This window comes from Sphingomonas melonis DAPP-PG 224 (assembly GCF_000379045.1).
In the GTDB taxonomy this organism is placed as follows: Bacteria; Pseudomonadota; Alphaproteobacteria; order Sphingomonadales; family Sphingomonadaceae; genus Sphingomonas; species Sphingomonas aquatilis.
In genome coordinates, this window is the sequence record NZ_KB900605.1 from 1,590,377 (window position 1) to 1,606,200 (window position 15,824).

The 15,824-nt window shown below is 68.8% G+C and carries 14 protein-coding genes; 5 read left to right on the plus strand and 9 right to left on the minus strand.

Features of this window, described 5'->3' with window-relative positions; translation table 11 throughout:
• The first annotated feature begins 24 nt into the window (after positions 1-24).
• Complete coding sequence (locus tag SPHME3_RS0107755; protein WP_017979735.1) at positions 25-1,470, plus strand: sugar porter family MFS transporter; 1,446 nt, start codon at positions 25-27, stop codon at positions 1,468-1,470.
• Between the two features lie 19 nt (positions 1,471-1,489).
• On the opposite strand, the gene SPHME3_RS0107760 is transcribed toward SPHME3_RS0107755, so the two are convergent.
• Positions 1,490-2,755 carry a hypothetical protein gene (locus SPHME3_RS0107760; RefSeq protein ID WP_017979734.1) on the minus strand — a complete coding sequence of 422 codons (1,266 nt, stop codon included), beginning with the start codon at positions 2,753-2,755 and terminating at the stop codon, positions 1,490-1,492.
• A gap of 115 nt (positions 2,756-2,870) precedes the next feature.
• On the opposite strand from SPHME3_RS0107760, the gene nhaA reads away from it, so the two are divergent.
• Positions 2,871-4,268 (plus strand): Na+/H+ antiporter NhaA, encoded by a 1,398-nt coding sequence (gene nhaA, locus SPHME3_RS0107765; RefSeq protein WP_018250662.1) that lies wholly within the window; start codon positions 2,871-2,873, stop codon positions 4,266-4,268.
• Here the strand turns inward: nhaA and treY are convergent.
• From treY to SPHME3_RS0107800, 7 genes are all read right to left on the minus strand, one after another.
• Positions 4,242-6,536 (minus strand): malto-oligosyltrehalose synthase, encoded by a 2,295-nt coding sequence (gene treY / locus SPHME3_RS0107770; protein ID WP_017979732.1) that lies wholly within the window; start codon positions 6,534-6,536, stop codon positions 4,242-4,244. The two genes, nhaA and treY, sit on opposite strands and share 27 nt — an antisense overlap.
• The gene (malQ, locus tag SPHME3_RS0107775; protein WP_017979731.1) at positions 6,533-8,428 is read right to left on the minus strand and encodes a 4-alpha-glucanotransferase; all 1,896 of its coding nucleotides are present in this window, start codon (positions 8,426-8,428) and stop codon (positions 6,533-6,535) included. Before malQ ends, treY begins: the two co-directional genes overlap by 4 nt.
• Positions 8,425-10,119, minus strand: a complete 1,695-nt coding sequence (gene treZ / locus SPHME3_RS0107780) for a malto-oligosyltrehalose trehalohydrolase (protein WP_017979730.1) — start codon at positions 10,117-10,119, stop codon at positions 8,425-8,427. The genes malQ and treZ overlap by 4 nt, the downstream gene beginning before the upstream one ends.
• A complete protein-coding gene (gene glgX, locus SPHME3_RS20005; RefSeq protein WP_231292046.1) occupies positions 10,116-12,239 on the minus strand; it encodes a glycogen debranching protein GlgX in 2,124 nt (707 codons plus the stop codon). Before glgX ends, treZ begins: the two co-directional genes overlap by 4 nt.
• Before the next feature lie 106 nt (positions 12,240-12,345).
• On the minus strand, positions 12,346-12,588 hold the full coding sequence (locus SPHME3_RS0107790) for a hypothetical protein (RefSeq protein WP_017979728.1): 243 nt from the start codon (positions 12,586-12,588) through the stop codon (positions 12,346-12,348).
• Between the two features lie 234 nt (positions 12,589-12,822).
• Complete coding sequence (locus SPHME3_RS0107795) at positions 12,823-13,374, minus strand: DNA-3-methyladenine glycosylase (RefSeq protein WP_017979727.1); 552 nt, start codon at positions 13,372-13,374, stop codon at positions 12,823-12,825.
• Positions 13,375-13,390: 16 nt separating this feature from the next.
• The gene (locus SPHME3_RS0107800) at positions 13,391-13,642 is read right to left on the minus strand and encodes a glutathione S-transferase N-terminal domain-containing protein (protein ID WP_017979726.1); all 252 of its coding nucleotides are present in this window, start codon (positions 13,640-13,642) and stop codon (positions 13,391-13,393) included.
• A 73-nt stretch (positions 13,643-13,715) separates the two neighbouring features.
• On the opposite strand from SPHME3_RS0107800, the gene SPHME3_RS0107805 reads away from it, so the two are divergent.
• The gene (locus tag SPHME3_RS0107805; protein ID WP_017979725.1) at positions 13,716-14,087 is read left to right on the plus strand and encodes a reverse transcriptase-like protein; all 372 of its coding nucleotides are present in this window, start codon (positions 13,716-13,718) and stop codon (positions 14,085-14,087) included.
• A 19-nt stretch (positions 14,088-14,106) separates the two neighbouring features.
• Here the strand turns inward: SPHME3_RS0107805 and SPHME3_RS0107810 are convergent, their stop codons facing one another.
• The gene (locus SPHME3_RS0107810; protein ID WP_024310388.1) at positions 14,107-14,712 is read right to left on the minus strand and encodes a DUF4142 domain-containing protein; all 606 of its coding nucleotides are present in this window, start codon (positions 14,710-14,712) and stop codon (positions 14,107-14,109) included.
• 132 nt (positions 14,713-14,844) lie between these two features.
• On the opposite strand from SPHME3_RS0107810, the gene SPHME3_RS0107815 reads away from it, so the two are divergent.
• Both SPHME3_RS0107815 and SPHME3_RS0107820 read left to right on the plus strand, forming a co-directional pair.
• Positions 14,845-15,264, plus strand: a complete 420-nt coding sequence (locus tag SPHME3_RS0107815) for a DUF3597 family protein (protein WP_020486571.1) — start codon at positions 14,845-14,847, stop codon at positions 15,262-15,264.
• Between the two features lie 41 nt (positions 15,265-15,305).
• Positions 15,306-15,806 (plus strand): methylated-DNA--[protein]-cysteine S-methyltransferase, encoded by a 501-nt coding sequence (locus tag SPHME3_RS0107820; RefSeq protein WP_017979722.1) that lies wholly within the window; start codon positions 15,306-15,308, stop codon positions 15,804-15,806.
• Positions 15,807-15,824 lie beyond the last annotated feature (18 nt).

Sequence of the window (15,824 nt, forward strand, 5' to 3'; positions counted from 1 at the left end):
GACGACCGGCATGAGGAGAGCGATGTGACGGACAGGCGGGGGGCGGGGCATGCCCCGGGGAATCTGGATGCCGGGCAGGGCGTCAATCACGGCTTCATCGCCGGCATCGTCGCGGTCGCGACGATCGGCGGCTTCATGTTCGGCTATGATTCGGGCGTCATCAACGGGACGCAAAAGGGGCTGGAGGCGGCATTTTCGCTCGGCCACCTAGGCATCGGCGTCAACGTCGGCGCGATCCTGGTGGGATCGGCGATCGGTGCGTTCGGCGCGGGGCGGCTGGCCGACGCGATCGGGCGGCGGCGCGTCATGATGCTGGCCGCGCTGCTGTTCCTGGTGAGCGCGCTCCTCGCCGGTGCGGCGGGCGGCTCGATCGTGTTCATCCTGGCGCGGATCATCGGCGGCCTGGGCGTCGGCGCGGCGAGCGTGATCTCGCCCGTCTATATTTCCGAAGTGACGCCCGCCGCGATCCGCGGGCGGCTGTCGAGCGTGCAGCAGGTGATGATCATCACCGGCCTGACCGGCGCGTTCGTCGCGAATTTCGTGCTGGCCCGCTATGCCGGCGGTTCGACCGCGCCGTTCTGGCTCGACTTTCCGGCGTGGCGCTGGATGTTCTGGCTGCAGGCGATCCCGGCGGCGATCTATCTGGCGGCGCTGACCGTCATTCCGGAAAGCCCGCGCTTTTTGGTCGCCAAGGGCCGCGAGGGCGAGGCGAGGGCCGTGCTGACGCGTCTGTTCGGCGCGGGCGAGGCGGAGCGCAAGGTGGTCGAGATCCGCAATTCGCTCGCCGCCGATCACCACAAACCGAAACTGTCCGACCTGATCGACAAGACGACGGGCAAGATCCGCCCGATCCTGTGGGCGGGCATTGGCCTCGCCGTGTTCCAGCAGTTCGTCGGCATCAACGTCGTCTTCTATTACGGCGCGGTGCTGTGGGAAGCGGTGGGCTTCACCGAGGACAATGCGCTGCAGATCAACATCCTATCCGGGGTGCTGTCGATCGCGGCCTGCCTGTTCACGATCGCGACCGTCGACCGGATCGGCCGCAAGCCGCTGCTGCTGGTCGGATCGGCGGGCATGGCGGTGACGCTGGCGACAGTGGCCTGGGCGTTCTCCACCGCGGTCACCGATGCGGCGGGCACGGTGAGCCTGCCCGGACATAACGGCCTGATCGCGCTGGTCGCGGCCAATCTGTACGTGATCTTCTTCAACGCGTCGTGGGGACCGGTGATGTGGGTGATGCTGGGCGAGATGTTCCCCAACCAGATCCGCGGATCGGGGCTTGCCGTGTCGGGCTTTGCGCAGTGGATCGCCAATGCGGCGATATCGGTCAGCTTCCCGGCGCTCGCCGTGTCGCCGGGGCTGGCGGTGACCTATACCGGCTATGCGCTGTTCGCGGCGATCTCGTTCGTGTTCGTGCAGAAGCTGGTCCACGAGACGCGCGGGCGCGAACTCGAGGATATGCAGGGATAAGGGCGATTGGGCGCTGGCGTTACAGCGCCCAGTCGAGCTGCATCCAAAGCTTTTGCGTGTCGGTGAACAGCCGGTCGGCGCGATAATCGGCATAGCGCAGGCTGGCGGTCGTCTTGCCGAGCTTGGCGCTGGCAAGCAGGTTGAGTTCGTCGCCGTAGCGTCGCGACAGGCGGTCGCTGTCGAACCGGTGGTAGACGGCGGTCAGCGACACCGCCTTCAGCGTGCCGATCTGCTTCCACCCCCAGCCGGCGCTCGCATAGGCGTCGCGAATGCCGTCGGCGGGGGTGGTGGTGAGCTTGTCGGCCCAGCCCTGGAACTTGAAGATCGCGGAAAAGGGTGTCTGGAAGCTGGCGTATGCGGCGCCTGCGCTGGCGCCACGGCCCGCGCCGAGCACTTCATAGCCCCCGCCGACCTTCGGGCCGTTCAGATCGAGCGACAGGTCGGCGAGCCAGTAATCCGCGGCGTACATATTGGGGTTGCGGTGATAGTCGGACTGGCGCGCATAGCTGAGCTGATAGGCGAGCTTGGCGGTGCCAAGCGGCTGCGCGCCGGCCAGGCGGCCACCATAGGTCTGGCTGGACAGGCGATAGCCCTGCACCGCCGCTTCGTCCTCATCGATGAGATAGGCAAAGCCCGTGACCTTGCCGATCGGCGAATCCCAGCCGAGGTTGGCGAGGACGGTGTTGCCGCCGATCGCGGTCGGCCGCGCGCCGCGCCCCTCGATGCCGTTCACCGTGCGGACCGACCAGACATAGCTGACGTCGGCCTTCAGGCCCTGCACGGCGGTGATCTCGGTGCGCACGGCGTCGAAGGTCTGGCCGTTGTTACGGAACGCGGCGGCGCCGACGAAGCGTTCGTCGTCGAGCTGGATCACCTGTCGCCCCGCGGTGATCGCGACGCCCGGCGCGGCATAGCGCAGCTGCGCGCGATAGATGGCGACGCTGTCGGGATCGGCGATCAGCGGGCGCAGCGTGGCGGGGCCGTGCAGGCCGTCGAAATAGTCGGGCAGGATCGCGAGGTTCCCCTGCGCCTGGACGAGGCCGGAGAGGCGGCCGATCGCAGCCTGCACGCCGGTGCGCAGCCGCACCGTCACCGCGTCGCTATCCTGCGGCAGGCCATCCTGTTCGACATGTTCGTACCGCAGCCGCGCCTCGGCAAGCGGCGTCACCGTCTGCGCCGCGGCAGGCAGCGCCGGCAGGACGGTGGCGAGGGCGAGAAGCGGGGCGGTGAGGCGCATCGATCGGGTCCGTACGGCATCGGTGTCGCGCAGGAATGCGCTGTCCATTGTCGACCTATTAGGCGCGGAATGGTTAACAGGCTGATGACGTTGCGCTTCGGCTACGGAACGCACGGGCGGCTGAGCCGTATGGGGGATGGCACTTATGCCATCAGGAGATCGCATGGGCCTTGCTCCGCGCCTGTCCGGGCGGGTGGAAGCCCGGGCGCATCACTCCCCCGCCGCGCGTATCCTAGAGCGGATCGGGCCCTTCTTCGCGATCGGCGAAGTGTCCGGCGGGCCGTTGCTGATCGCGTCGCTCGTCGCGCTGATCGTCGTCAATTCGCCCTGGGGTGCGGACTATGTGCGGCTGTGGGATCGGCCGATCCGGCTGAGCTATGGCGCCTGGGCGTTCGCGCGGCCGGCGGCGGAATGGGTCAACGACCTGCTGATGCCGCTGTTCTTCCTGATTATCGGGACGGAGGTGAAGCGCGAGTTCGTCAAGGGATCGCTCGCGTCGCGCAAGACCGCGCTATTCCCGGTGGCGGGCGCGATCGGCGGGCTGGTGGTGCCGGTGGCGATCTATCTGGCGTTCAACTGGGGTACGCCGGCCGCGCATGGCTGGGGCGTGGTGGCGGCGATGGATACCGCGTTCAGCCTGGCGGTCGTCGCGATGTTCACGACGCGGCTGCCGCCGGCCGTGCGTGCGGTGCTGCTGGCATTCGCGGCGATCGACGATGTGTTCGGGCTGCTGGTGATCGCCTTCGCCTATACCGCGTCGGTACAGCCGGTGTTCCTGGGGGTGGCGGCCGCGGCGTATCTAGGCATCGTCGGACTGTTGCGGCTGCGCTGGGTGGCGTCGATCCCCTATGTGCTGCTCGGCGCCGTGGTGTGGATCGGCATCTTCGGGTCGGGCGTGCATCCGACGATCGCGGGCGTGGCGGTCGGCCTGTTGCTGCCGACGCGGTCGCGGCTCAGCCATGGTGACTTCGCCGAACGCGTCGAGCGGCCCTTGGACGAGTTGCGCGCGGCGCAATCCGAACAGGCGCGCGCGGGCGATGCCGCGGAGGCGGAGGAAAAGGAGGAAGCGGTCGAGGCGAAGCTAGGGTACATCCACGAAATGGTCGCGGCGACCGACGAGGCGGCGGAGCGGCTGGTGCGCATCCTGACGCCGTGGGTGTCCTATGTCGTGCTGCCGCTGTTCGCGCTGTCCAACGTACGCATCCATTTGTCGCCCGACGCGATCGCCGAGGCGCTGCACGCACCGCTGAGCCTGGGCATCGTCGCCGGCCTGGCGATCGGCAAGCCGCTGGGCTTCATGGCGTCGACATGGATCGCGACACGCGTGCTGGGCGCGCGCCTGCCCGACGGGGTGACGTGGCGGATGGTGCTGGGGATCGGTGGCGTCGCCGGGATCGGCTTCACGCTGTCGCTGTTCATCACCGAACTCGCCTTCACCGACGTGGCGCAGACCGAGATGGCGTCGCTGGCGATCCTGTGCGCATCGCTGGTGTCCGGCCTGTTCGGCTATGCCATCTTCTGGCTGGCGACGCGCTCAGCCGAGCGCGTACCAGACCGGTGAGGCGGTGAAGATGTCGGCGGCGGCGCAGGTGGTGCCGTCGGCGAAGCGGATCGTCGCGTCCGGAACCTCGGTGCCGCGGATCAGCGCGGCGACGCGCAGCGTGGCGCCAGCGTGGTGGCGGCTGAAGGCGAGGATGCGGTCGCTGCCCTCGACCTGTGCCGGACGATAGTCGCCGTCGGCGAACAGCGCGGGCGCGGCGCGGCGCTGCGCGAGCAGGTCGGCGATCAGGCGGAACTTGGCCGGCGCGTGCGGTGCGTCGAGCAGCGCCTGACGCTGCGCATAATCGACGGGGCGGCGGTTGTCGGGATCGACGAGGCTGAGGTCGGCGAGTTCGGTGCCCTGGTATAGGTCGGGCACGCCCGGCACGGTGTAGCGGAGCAGCGTCTGGATGAGCGTATTGGCGTCTGCAATCGGCGCCAGGTCGGCGACGAAGGCGGTGACCTCCGCGACGAAGCGCGCATCTGCGAGGAAGGCATCGGTCAGCGCGGCGGCGGCGGCTTCATAGGCCTCGTCCGGGGCTTCCCATGACGAGCGGAGGCGTGCTTCGCGCAGCGCCTTTTGCTGCCAGGCCTTGATGCGGTCGGCGAAATCGGGCGTCGCGCCCTCGTCCGGCCAGGCGCCGACGATGGTCTGGAGCAGCATGTAGCGGTCGGCGCCCGAGACGTCGTGATCCCAGGCCCAGGAGAGCTGGTCCCATGCCTCGACGCGGGAACGCCAGGCGTCGGGCATGACGCTGAGTGCGGCGAGGCGGGCGCGGAGGTCCTCGCCGCGCTTGTGGTCGTGCGTCGCGGTGGTGAGCATCGCGTGCGGCACGTCGTGCGCGCGGGCGGCCATCAGGTCATGGAAGGCATCGACGCCGATGCCGAGGATCGTCGCGTCGAAGCCGACGTCGTTGCGGGAGAGCAGGCGGGCGGAGCGGTAGAAAGCGGTATCCTCGACCGATTTGGCGGCGATCGGCGCGGAAAGCTGCTGGAAGCGACGGACCGCGTCGGCCGCGTCGCCTGGCCCTTCACCGGCGAGCCACGCGAGGATCGCATCGACGACATGCGCCTCGCCCGGCGGGATGAGGTCGGTGACGCGTTCGCGCACCGCGCCGCGGATCGCGGCGTCGCTGGCGGGGGCGGCACCGCCGGTGCCGTAAGTGCGATAGACGGGGAAGACCCACAACAATCGCTCGATCGCGCGGCGCAGCATCGCGGGCGTGACGGCGTCATCGGTGTTGAGCGCGACGAAGGCGGCGACGCAGGCGTCGAGCTGGCCCGCAAATTGCCAGGCCAGCAGGTCCTGCCGTGCGGCGAATTCCTCGCTTTCGAAATCGAGGTAGCGGTGGCTCATGTCCTGCCACAGCTCCTCGAGCGGCAGCGCGCCGAGCGGTTCGTGGATCAGCGTCGCGACCTGCTCCATAAAGTCGTAGCCGCTGGTGCCGTCGACGCCCCAGCCGACGGGCTGGCCTTCGCCGGCGCCGAGGATCTTCTCGATGACGATCCAGGCATCGGGGCTAAGGCGGTCGCGCAGCGTGCGGCAATAGCCGATCGGGTCGGTCAGGCCGTCGACGTGATCGATGCGGACGCCGTCGATCAGCCCTTCGTCATACAGGCGGACATAGAGCGCGTGCGTCGCCTCGAACACGGCGGGGTCTTCGATGCGGACGCCGGCGAGGTCGTTGACGGTGAAGAAGCGGCGCCAGTTTAGCAGGTCGTTGGCGGTGCGCCAGCTGGCGAGGCGATAATGCTGGCGGTCGAGCAGAGCGGGCAGGTCGGCGGTGTTGCCCCGGTCTTCGGGGCGGATTGGGAAACGATGTTCGCCATAGGCGACGATCTGATCGCCCTCGACCGCGATGTCGCCGTTGGCGAGCGCGGTGTCGAGCGTATCGCCGAGCACGGGGAGCAGGATCGGGCGGCTCCAGTCGATGTCGAAGACGCGGGCGTGTTCGCTGTCCTGCCCGCGCGCGAGGACGTCGTTCCACCATACGTTGCCGCCGCCAGCGACGCCCATATGGTTGGGGACGATATCGATGATCAGCCCCATGTCGCGCGCCTTGAGCGCGGCGACGAGGCTGCGGAAGGCGTCCTCGCCGCCGAGTTCCGGATTGATCGTCGTGGGGTCGATGACGTCGTAGCCGTGCATCGACCCGGCTGCCGCGGTGGTGACCGGCGAGGCGTAGATGTGGCTGATGCCGAGCCGGTCGAGATAGGGGACCAGCGCCTCGGCGTCGGCGAATGTGAAGCCCTTATGGAATTGCAGGCGATAGGTGGCGCGGGGGCTCATGCGGGGCTCTTGTGCGAGAGGATGGCGGTGCGGCGGGCGACCTCGGGCCGGGCGAGCAGCGCCTCGGTCGTGTCGGGCATGCGGCGGCGCCAATTGGGGTGTTCGTCGGTCGTGCCGGGCAGGTTGGGCTGTTCCTCGATCCCGACCAGGTCCTCGAGCGGGACGATGGTGAGCGGGCAGGGTGCCTGCGCGGTGAAGGCGAGCGCGGCGTCGATCGCGGGCGCGGCATCGTGCGGCACGGGGCCGCTGGCGACACCGGCCTGCGTGGCGGCGGTCCATAGCGCCTTCTTTTCGCCGATGCGGCGGAGGCGGTCGCTGGGTTCATCGCTGTCGCTGCGCTTCAGCTTGTGCGCCCAGGTGATGTCGTGCCCGGTCCACCAGCCGGCGAGCGTCGCGGTGTCGTGTGTGCCGGTCATCGCCACGGCGCAGGCGTCCCATGCCTTGGAGGGGGTGAAGCTGTTCGCGTCGCGCTCGAAGGGCAGGACGCGCATGCCGTAGATGCCACGCGCGGTCAGCGTGTCGCGGAAGCCGGGCGGCACCGTGCCGAGATCCTCGCCGATGACGATCGCGTTCGCCCGATGCGATTCGATGGCGAGGATGCGGAGCAGATCGGTGAAAGGCATGGCGAGATAGGCGCCGTCGCCGGGCTTGCCGCCCTCTGGAATGACCCACAGGCGGCACAGGCCGAGGGCGTGGTCGATGCGGATGCCGCCCGCGTGCGCCAGGCCTGCGCGGACGGTGCGGATGAAAGCGTCGAAGCCGGTGCGGCGCAACGCGAACGGGCAGAGCGCGGTGATGCCCCAATTCTGCCCCTGCGGCCCGAGCGGATCGGGCGGCGCGCCGATCGACAGGCCGGTCAGCAGGTCGCTGCGGCGGCTCCACGCATGGCTGCCGCCCGCATCCATGCCGACGGCGAGATCGGCGATCAGGCCGATGCGCATCCCGGCGTCGCGCGCGGCGGCGTGCGCGTCGGCAAGGCCGGTGTCGGCGCGCCATTGCAGGAAGCTATAGAAACGGACGGCGTCGGCATGCTCCCGCGCGAAGGCCTCGACAGCCGGGGCGGTGGGATCATGATAGGCGGTGGGCCAGTCCTGCCATCCGTGCGCGCCGCTCTCCGCGAAGAAATGGGCGTGCAGCGCGTCGTAAAGGGCGTGCTGCTGCCAGTCGGGGCGGCGGGCGGCGGCGGCGTCGAAGCGGGCGATCTCGTCCGGCGTTGCGCGGTCGAAGGCGTGGCGCAGCGCGGCGAGGCGGCGGGGGAGGACGGCTTGCCAGTCGATCAGTGCGCCCGAGTCCGTGTCATCGTCGGCGGTGCTGGCGAGCAGGGCGTGGTGGACCAGCCGGCTCGACGGAGCATAGGGGCTGAAGCGCGACGGGTCGGCGGGGAAGAGCGCATGCGTCGGGCTGATCGCCAGCGCGTCGGCTCCGGCACCGGCAAAGGCACGGGCGGCCTCGGCAAGACTGCCGAAGTCGCCATACGGGGCAGGGCGCGATCCGCGCAGCGCCGGGATCTGGACGGCCGGACTCCAGCTGTGGCCGGGCGGCGCGGGAATGCAGCGACGCGGCGCGATGGCGAGGGTGATGGCGCCGCGCGCGGTGTCGAGCCGGTGATAGCCGGGTTCGCCTATCGGTGGGATGGTGCCGTCGGACGCGACCTGCACGATCCGCTGGGGGCCATGCTCCAGCGCCAGCGTCGCGGCGCCGGGTGCGGCGGTGGTGACGATCGGCATGCCGACATCGGCGGTGACGAAGGTCGCCTCGCCGTCGGTCGAGCGGTCGAGCCGGTCGAGAATGGCGGCGAGCGTATCGTCGGCGACGGTGCGCTGGCGGCCGGTCGCATCTTCCCAGTGCACGGCGATGCCGGCGGCCTTGGCGCGGGTGGCGAGGTCGCTCATCGCGCGATCCAGGCGGCGAACCGGTCGCCCTCGGCATGCAGCAGGTCGCCGTCGCCTGCGGCAAGCGGCGCGGGCGTGTCGGCGAGGTCTAGCGCGATGGTGAGCATGCTGCCGTCAGCCAGGCGCCAGCGGGCGGTGACCGCGGCGTCGCCGGTCGCCTCCGCACCGATCGCCATCGCGCCGGCAAGGTGGGGGACGATATGGGTCATGCGCAGCGTGATCAGGTCGCGGTACAGCGCACGCCATGTGGCGGCGTCCGGGCCGGGCTCGGGCCGCGATGCTTCGAAGGTGCTGCGGGCGTTGGGATCGGGAATGCGTGCGCGCGCCTGCGGATCGGCGAAAGCGTCGAACTTGGCGAATTCCTTGCGCCGCCCCTCACGCACCGCATCGGCGAGGTCGTCGTGGAAATCGGTGAAGAACAGGAAGGGCGTCTCGCTGCCGTCGGTGTCGCCCATGAACAGCAAAGGGATTTGCGGGGCGAGCAGCAGCAAGGCGGTCGCGGCACGCAGCTTGGCGGGATCGGTTAGTACGGTCAGCCGCTCGCCGAGCGCGCGATTGCCGATCTGGTCGTGGTTCTGGAGGAACGACACGAAGCGGGTCGGCGACAGATGCGCGCTGGGCGTGCCGCGCGGCGTGCCGTCATGGTTCGCCGATCCTTCGCCCTGATAAATGAAGCCTTCCGCGAGGCAGCGGGCGAGGCGCTCGGCCGGGCGATCGGCGAAGTCGGTGTAATAGGCGCTGGTTTCGCCGGTCAGCAGGACGTGCAGGACGTTGTGGAAATCGTCGTTCCACTGCGCATCATAGCCGCCATCGCGCAGCCGTGCGGCATCGTTGCGTTCGTTTTCGAGCACGAGGTGGATGTGGCGATCGGGCAGCGCCTCGCGGATTTCCGTGGCCATGGCGTCGAGAAAGGCGTCGTCCGCGATGGCGTGGACTGCGTCGAAGCGCAGGCCGTCGATGCGATAGTCGCGCAGCCACATCAGCGCGTTGTCGACGAAGAAGCGATGCACGGACTCTTCGTGCATCGCGACTGCGCCGCCCCAGGGCGTCTGGACCTCGGCATCGAAGAAGCCCGCGGCATATTGGCCGATGTAATTCCCGTCGGGACCGAAGTGATTGTAAACGACGTCGAGGAAGACGGAGAGGCCGAAGCCGTGCGCGGCGTCGACCAGCGCATGCAGATCGGCGGGGGCGCCGTAGCTTTCGTGCGGCGTATAGGGCAGCACGCCGTCATAGCCCCAACCGCGCGTACCGCCGAAGGCACCCACGGGCATGAGCTCGATGGCGGTGATGCCGGTCGCGGCGATGGCGGGGAGCTGATCGATGACGCCGCGGAAACCGCCGAGCAGGCCGGGATGCAGCTCGACGAGCACCGTCTCTTCCCATGGCCGCCCGCGCCAGTCGGTGACGGTCCAGGGATAGGCCGGGTCGATGACCAAGCTCCAGCCATGAACGCCGCCCGATTGCGCGCGGGACGCAGGATCGGGGACGATCGTGTCGCCGATGCGGAAGCGATAGCGCGTTCCGGCAGGGGCCTGCGTCGTCGCGACGAACCAGCCGTCGTCGCCCGCCACCATATCGGCCGGCGGGGCGCCGTCGATCTCCAGCTCGACGCCAGCAGCGTCCGGCGCCCAGAGCGCGAAGCGGGTGCGCCCGTCGTCGAGCGGCGTCGCGCCCCAGCACTTGGTCATGCCTGGTCCTCGAATGCGCCGGTCCAGGTGAGGAGGACCGCGCCTTGCGGCGCAACCTCATAGGCGTCCTCGATCTCCACCTCGCCCTGATCGGGCTTGGCGCTGTCGATCAGGACGATGCGCGTCGCGTGCGGCGGGGGAAGGTGGAAGGTGACGGGATCGGGCGAACCGTTGAGCAACAGCGACACGACGTCCAGCTCGCCGGCCGCATTGCGGCTGGCACGGCGCATCATCAGCGCGCGGCCTTCGGGGTTCTGCCAATCCTCCGCGCTGAGCTGCTGCCCGCGCTCGTCCCACCATTCGATGTCGTTGACGCCCTGTCCGGGCGTATCCTGCCCGTAGAGGAAGGTCGGCGCGCGCAGCACGGCGTAGCGGCGGCGCAGGTCGGTCAGGCGGGCGACGAAATCGATCTGCGTCTGGCCTTCGGGCGTCGCCGCGGCGTCCCAATCGAGCCAGCTGATCGCATTGTCCTGGCAATAGGCGTTGTTGTTGCCCTGTTGCGTGCGACCGAATTCGTCGCCCGCGACCAGCATCGGCGTGCCGAGCGAGGCGAGCAGCGTCGTCAGCATCGACCGTTGCACGCGTCCGCGCGCATCGTTGATCGCGGAATCGTCGGTCGGCCCTTCGTGGCCCCAGTTGCGCGAATGGTTGTTGTCGTGGCCGTCGCGATTGTCCTCGCCGTTCGCTTCGTTGTGGCGCTCTTCGTACATCACCGTGTCGGCGAGGGTGAAGCCGTCGTGCGCCGAGAGCAGATTGATGCTCGCCCAGGGACGGCGCGAGCGCCGGTCGAACAGGTCGCCTGATCCCGACAGGCGCGCGGCGAGATCGGCGCGCTGGCCGGCATCGCCGCGCCAGAACTGGCGGACGGTGTCGCGATATTTGTCGTTCCACTCCGCAAAGCCGGGCGGGAAGTTGCCGAGCTGATAGCCGCCGGGGCCGACGTCCCACGGCTCCGCCATCAGCTTCAGGCGGCCGAGTACCGGGTCCTGCCGGACGACATCGAAGAAGGCGGCACCGGGATCGAAGCCATGCTCTTCACGCCCCAGCGTCAGGCCGAGGTCGAAGCGGAAGCCGTCGATGCCGAAGCTGGTCGCCCAGTAGCGCAGGCTGTCGGTCACCATCTGGATGACGCGCGCCTTGCTGAGGTTCAGCGTGTTGCCAGTGCCGGTGTCGTTGATGCTGTAGCGCGGCTGGTCCTTGACCAGGCGGTAGTAGCTGGCGTTGTCGAGCCCGCGCCACGACAGGGTGGGGCCCTTTTCACTGCCTTCGCAGGTGTGGTTGTAGACGACGTCGAGGATCACCTCGATCCCTGCCTTGTGCAGGCGATGGACGGCGCGACGCAGCTCGTCCTGGCTGTCCGACGCCATATACGCCTGTTCCGGGGCGAAGAAGCCGAGCGTGTTATAGCCCCAATAGTTCTTCAGGCCCTTCTCCTGGAGGAAGCGGTCCTGCGTGAAGCTGTGGATGGGCAGCAGTTCGAGCGCGGTGACGCCGATGCGCTTGAGGTGCGCGATGACCGCGGGGTGGCCGAGGCCGGCATAGGTGCCGCGCTCGTTCGGCGGAACCAGCTCCATCAGCTTGGTCAGACCCTTCACATGCGCTTCGTAGATGACGGTGTCGGACCAGGGGGTGTTGGGCTTGGTATCGCGCGACCAGTCCCAATGATCGTCGACGACGACCGCCTTGGGCATCGCGGGCGCGCTGTCGCGCTTGTCGAAGGACAGGTCCTCCTTCGGATGGCCGACCTTGTAGCCGTGCAGCGCGTCGGTCCATTTGATCTGGCCGTGCAGCTTGCGGGCATAGGGATCGAGCAGCAGCTTGTTAGGATTGAAGCGGTGGCCGTTCTCGGGCTCGTAGCGGCCATGCGCGCGATAGCCGTAAAGCAGGCCCGGGCCGGCGTCGGGCAGATAGCCGTGCCACACCTCGTCGGTGCATTCGGGCAAGGCGATGCGCTTCAGCTCGCGCTTGCCGGTGGCGTCGAACAGGCACAGCTCGATCGCATCGGCATTGGCGGAATAGACCGCGAAATTGACACCGAGGCCGTCGAACGTCGCGCCGAGCGGATAGGGCGAGCCGGCGTCGAGCCGGTCGGGCAGGCTGTGCAAGATGAGGACCCCCATGATGTGTGCGTGCGAGAACGCAGGCGCAGCATGGAAGGTCCCCGTCGATCGCAGCCCGACCGCACATCCCGCCATGAGGCGGGCGTGCGGTCAGCATTCCGGAGGATCACTTGCCCGGCAGCGGGTCGATACCGTCGGTGCGCCATTGGCCGAGCAGCTTGCAGGTCTTGGTGGGGATGCGCGTGCCGGTCGGGTAATCGACGATGCAGACGCGCGGGTTGTAGCGGCCCTTGGCGGGCTGGGCGGCGGCGTCGCTCTGGCCGGCGGCGGGCGCTGCGGGGGCCGGGGCCGGCGCGGCGGCGGGCGTGGTGATCGACAGGATGGCGGCGGCGAGCGTGGTGGCGAACATGGACTTTCCTCCCAAAGGCGACAGCCCGATGCGGCTGCGACTGTGGTAGTGCATTATGCATGCCAAACACTGGAATGGCGGAAATCTGCGGTTTTTGGTTTTGGTGAAGCGCGAAACACACCGAAAGCTGGTGCATCTTGCCGATCGTCGGCAGCTTTGGCCTGGGCGGTTTGAGCCGCCCACCCTGCGTCGTTGCTTCGCTGCACTCGCAATGACGGATCGACCGTTGTCCCTCTAACGCGCAGGCCGGCTCAGGTAGCGCGAACCGGCGAGACAGAAGCGCCATGGCGTGTCGATCGCGCGGGTAATGCCGATGCGGGGGCCGGCGTGCAGGGGCGCTGCGCTGGTGGCGGGGATCAGCGTGAAGGGTGGCGCATCGATCGGGGCGTGATCGAGCCGCGCATCTATGCCGAGCGCCTGGCACAGCCGCCCCGGGCCGGCGCAGAGCAGGCGCGGATCGGCGAGGCCGCGGCGCGCGATCATCGTATCGAGACCGTGCGTGGGTTCGAGCGCGCGGATCAACACCGCGCTGCCGGGCGCACACACGATGTTGAAGCACCAGTGGATACCGTAGCTGCGGTAGACATAGGCGCGGCCCGCCGGCCCGAACATCGCGGCATTGCGTGGCGACGGCCCGCGCGCACTGTGCGAGGCGGGATCGTCGGCATCATAGGCCTCCGTCTCGACAATCGTGCCGCCGACGCCATCGACCAGCAAGGTCGCGCCGATAAGCGCCCGTGCGACCTGTTCGACGTCGCGATCGAAGGCGACGGCGGGCGCCGGCATGGCGCGGGCCTCGCGCTCAGTCGACCTTGGCGAGCCAGCGCTCCAGATCGTCGCTGCCGCCGATGACCTCTCCGTCGATCTCGATCAACGGCGTGGTCGCAAGGCCGCGCTCCGCCTTGAACGCATCGACCTCTTCGCGGGTGCGCAGGATATGGTCCTCGACTTCAAATCCTTCGGATTGCAGGATCTGCTTGGCGCGCACACCGAACGGGCAGATATGGTCGGCAAGCACCATCCGGTGCAATACGGCCTTGCGGGTATCGGTCATGACGGCTCCTGACGACTCTGCGGTGTTCGGGGACATAAAGGTGGAGGGCCAGCGCCGTTCCGCAAGGGATCGGATGACGCTGTATTTCGATGGCGGCGCGCGCGGCGATCCGGCGCGGATGGAAATCGGCGTGGTCGCGCATGGCCACAGCTACATTCGGGACGACATGGGCGTCGGCGACAATTGCACGGCGGAGTGGCTGGCGCTGCGGTACGCCGCGGCGATCGCCACCGCCGCGGGCGCGCGCGATGTGCTGTTCATCGGCGATGCGCGGACCATCGTCGAACAGGCGCTGGGGCGCTGGGCATGCCGCAGTCCGCAACTGCTGCCGCATCGCGATGCCTGGGTACAGGCGCGCAAGGGCTTCGATCGCGTCCATGTCCGCCATGTGCCGCGATCGAAGAACCTGGCCGGCATCGCTCTCGCGCGGCGTCATCCGCGCTGAGCGTGATACCGGGCGTGGCTTAGGCCTTCAGGCCCTTGGCCATGTTGAGATGCGCCGCGACGGTGGGGGCGAGGCCGGTGGCGAAGGTCTTCAGCGCAGGTACGTCGCCGCTCGCGCCATAGGCGGTCAGCATGTCATAGGCCTGTTGGTGCGCCTGCTGCTGTGCCGCGATATAGGCGGTGTCGAAGGCGGTGCCGGTCAGGCCCTTCAGCGAATCGAGCTTCGCCTGCTGATCGGCGTTGAGCGTCGGGTCGGGCGTGATCGCCGGGGTGAGGCCCGAAACGGTCGCCTTCAGCTTGTCCGTCGACGCGGTATGGGCGGCGATCATCTGGTTGGCGTATTTCTTGATCGCGGCCGACGAACTGTTGTCGAGCGCGAGCTTCGAACTAGCGATCTCGAATGCGTCGCTTGCCGCCGCGGTGTTGACGAAGGTCTGGCCGGCGGCGGGACGCGAGGCGGCACCCATGTTGGCGCCGGTCGCACCGGCGTTGGCCGCGTCGAAGCCTGCGGTGTCGTTCGCCATTGTGGCGTCCGCGCTGTTGGCGGTATCGGTGCGCGACCCGCAGGCGGACAGCGCCAGCGCGAGCGCTGCGGCCGACGCGATCCCCATGAAATTCTTAGACATTGTCCACTCCCTCAATCCGGGGTGGCCAACGTTCGGACGCGGCGCTGCGTTCCGGCGCGGGGAGCATTCGGCGCGCATCGACGTTTGATGGCGCGACGGTCGCTGTTTCGGCGACGCAACGGGAGCATGACGATGAGCATCTTCGGCAGCATCATGAGCAAGGTTTTCGGCCACAAGCCTGCCGCTTCGGCCGCCCCGACCCCGGCGCCGGCCCAGGCTGCTCCGCAGGCGCCGCAGCCGACCTCCGCGCCGCCGCAGGCTCCTGCCGCTCCCGCTGCGCCGACGCCCGCGGCGCCGGTCGATGTCGGCGCGGTGCTGTCGGAAATGGCGACGATGAAGAATGGCGGAGGCAATTACCAATCGTCGATCGTCGATCTGCTGAAGCTGCTCGACCTCGATTCCAGCCTCGCCGCGCGGCGCGAGCTGGGACAGGAATTGGGCGTCCATGCGGGCGAGGACGGCAGTGCCGAACAGAATATCGCGCTGCACAAGGCGGTGATGGCAAAGCTGGCCGAGAATGGCGGCATCGTGCCGGATTCGCTGCGCAACTGACGGGCTTTCCCGATGTCGGCGTTCGGGTTAGCCCGGACGCCATGACGCTCGCCGCCACGCGCCTCGATTCCCCCGTGGGTGTTCTGACGCTGGTGGCGAGCGACGTCGGGCTGGTCGCGGTGCTGTGGCCGGATGACGATCCGCGACGCGTGCCACTGCCCACGCTCGGCCAGCATGACGACCATCCAATGTTACGGGCCGCGACCGCGCAGCTGACGGCCTATTTCGCGGGTGAGCGGCGGGTCTTCGACGTACCGCTCGATATGCGCGGCACCGACTTTCAAAAGGCCGTGTGGGCGGCGCTGCTGACCATCCCCTATGGCCAGACGCGCAGCTATGGCGCGATCGCGCTGGCGCTGGGCCGGCCGGATGCGTCGAGGGCAGTCGGCGCGGCGAACGGGCGCAACCCGATCTCGATCATCGTGCCCTGCCACCGCGTCGTCGGATCGACGGGCAAGCTGACCGGCTTTGCGGGCGGCATGACGGCGAAGGCGCACTTGCTGGCGCTGGAACGACGCGACGGCGAACTGCCGTTCGGCTGAGGGCGAGGCGCCCCGCCG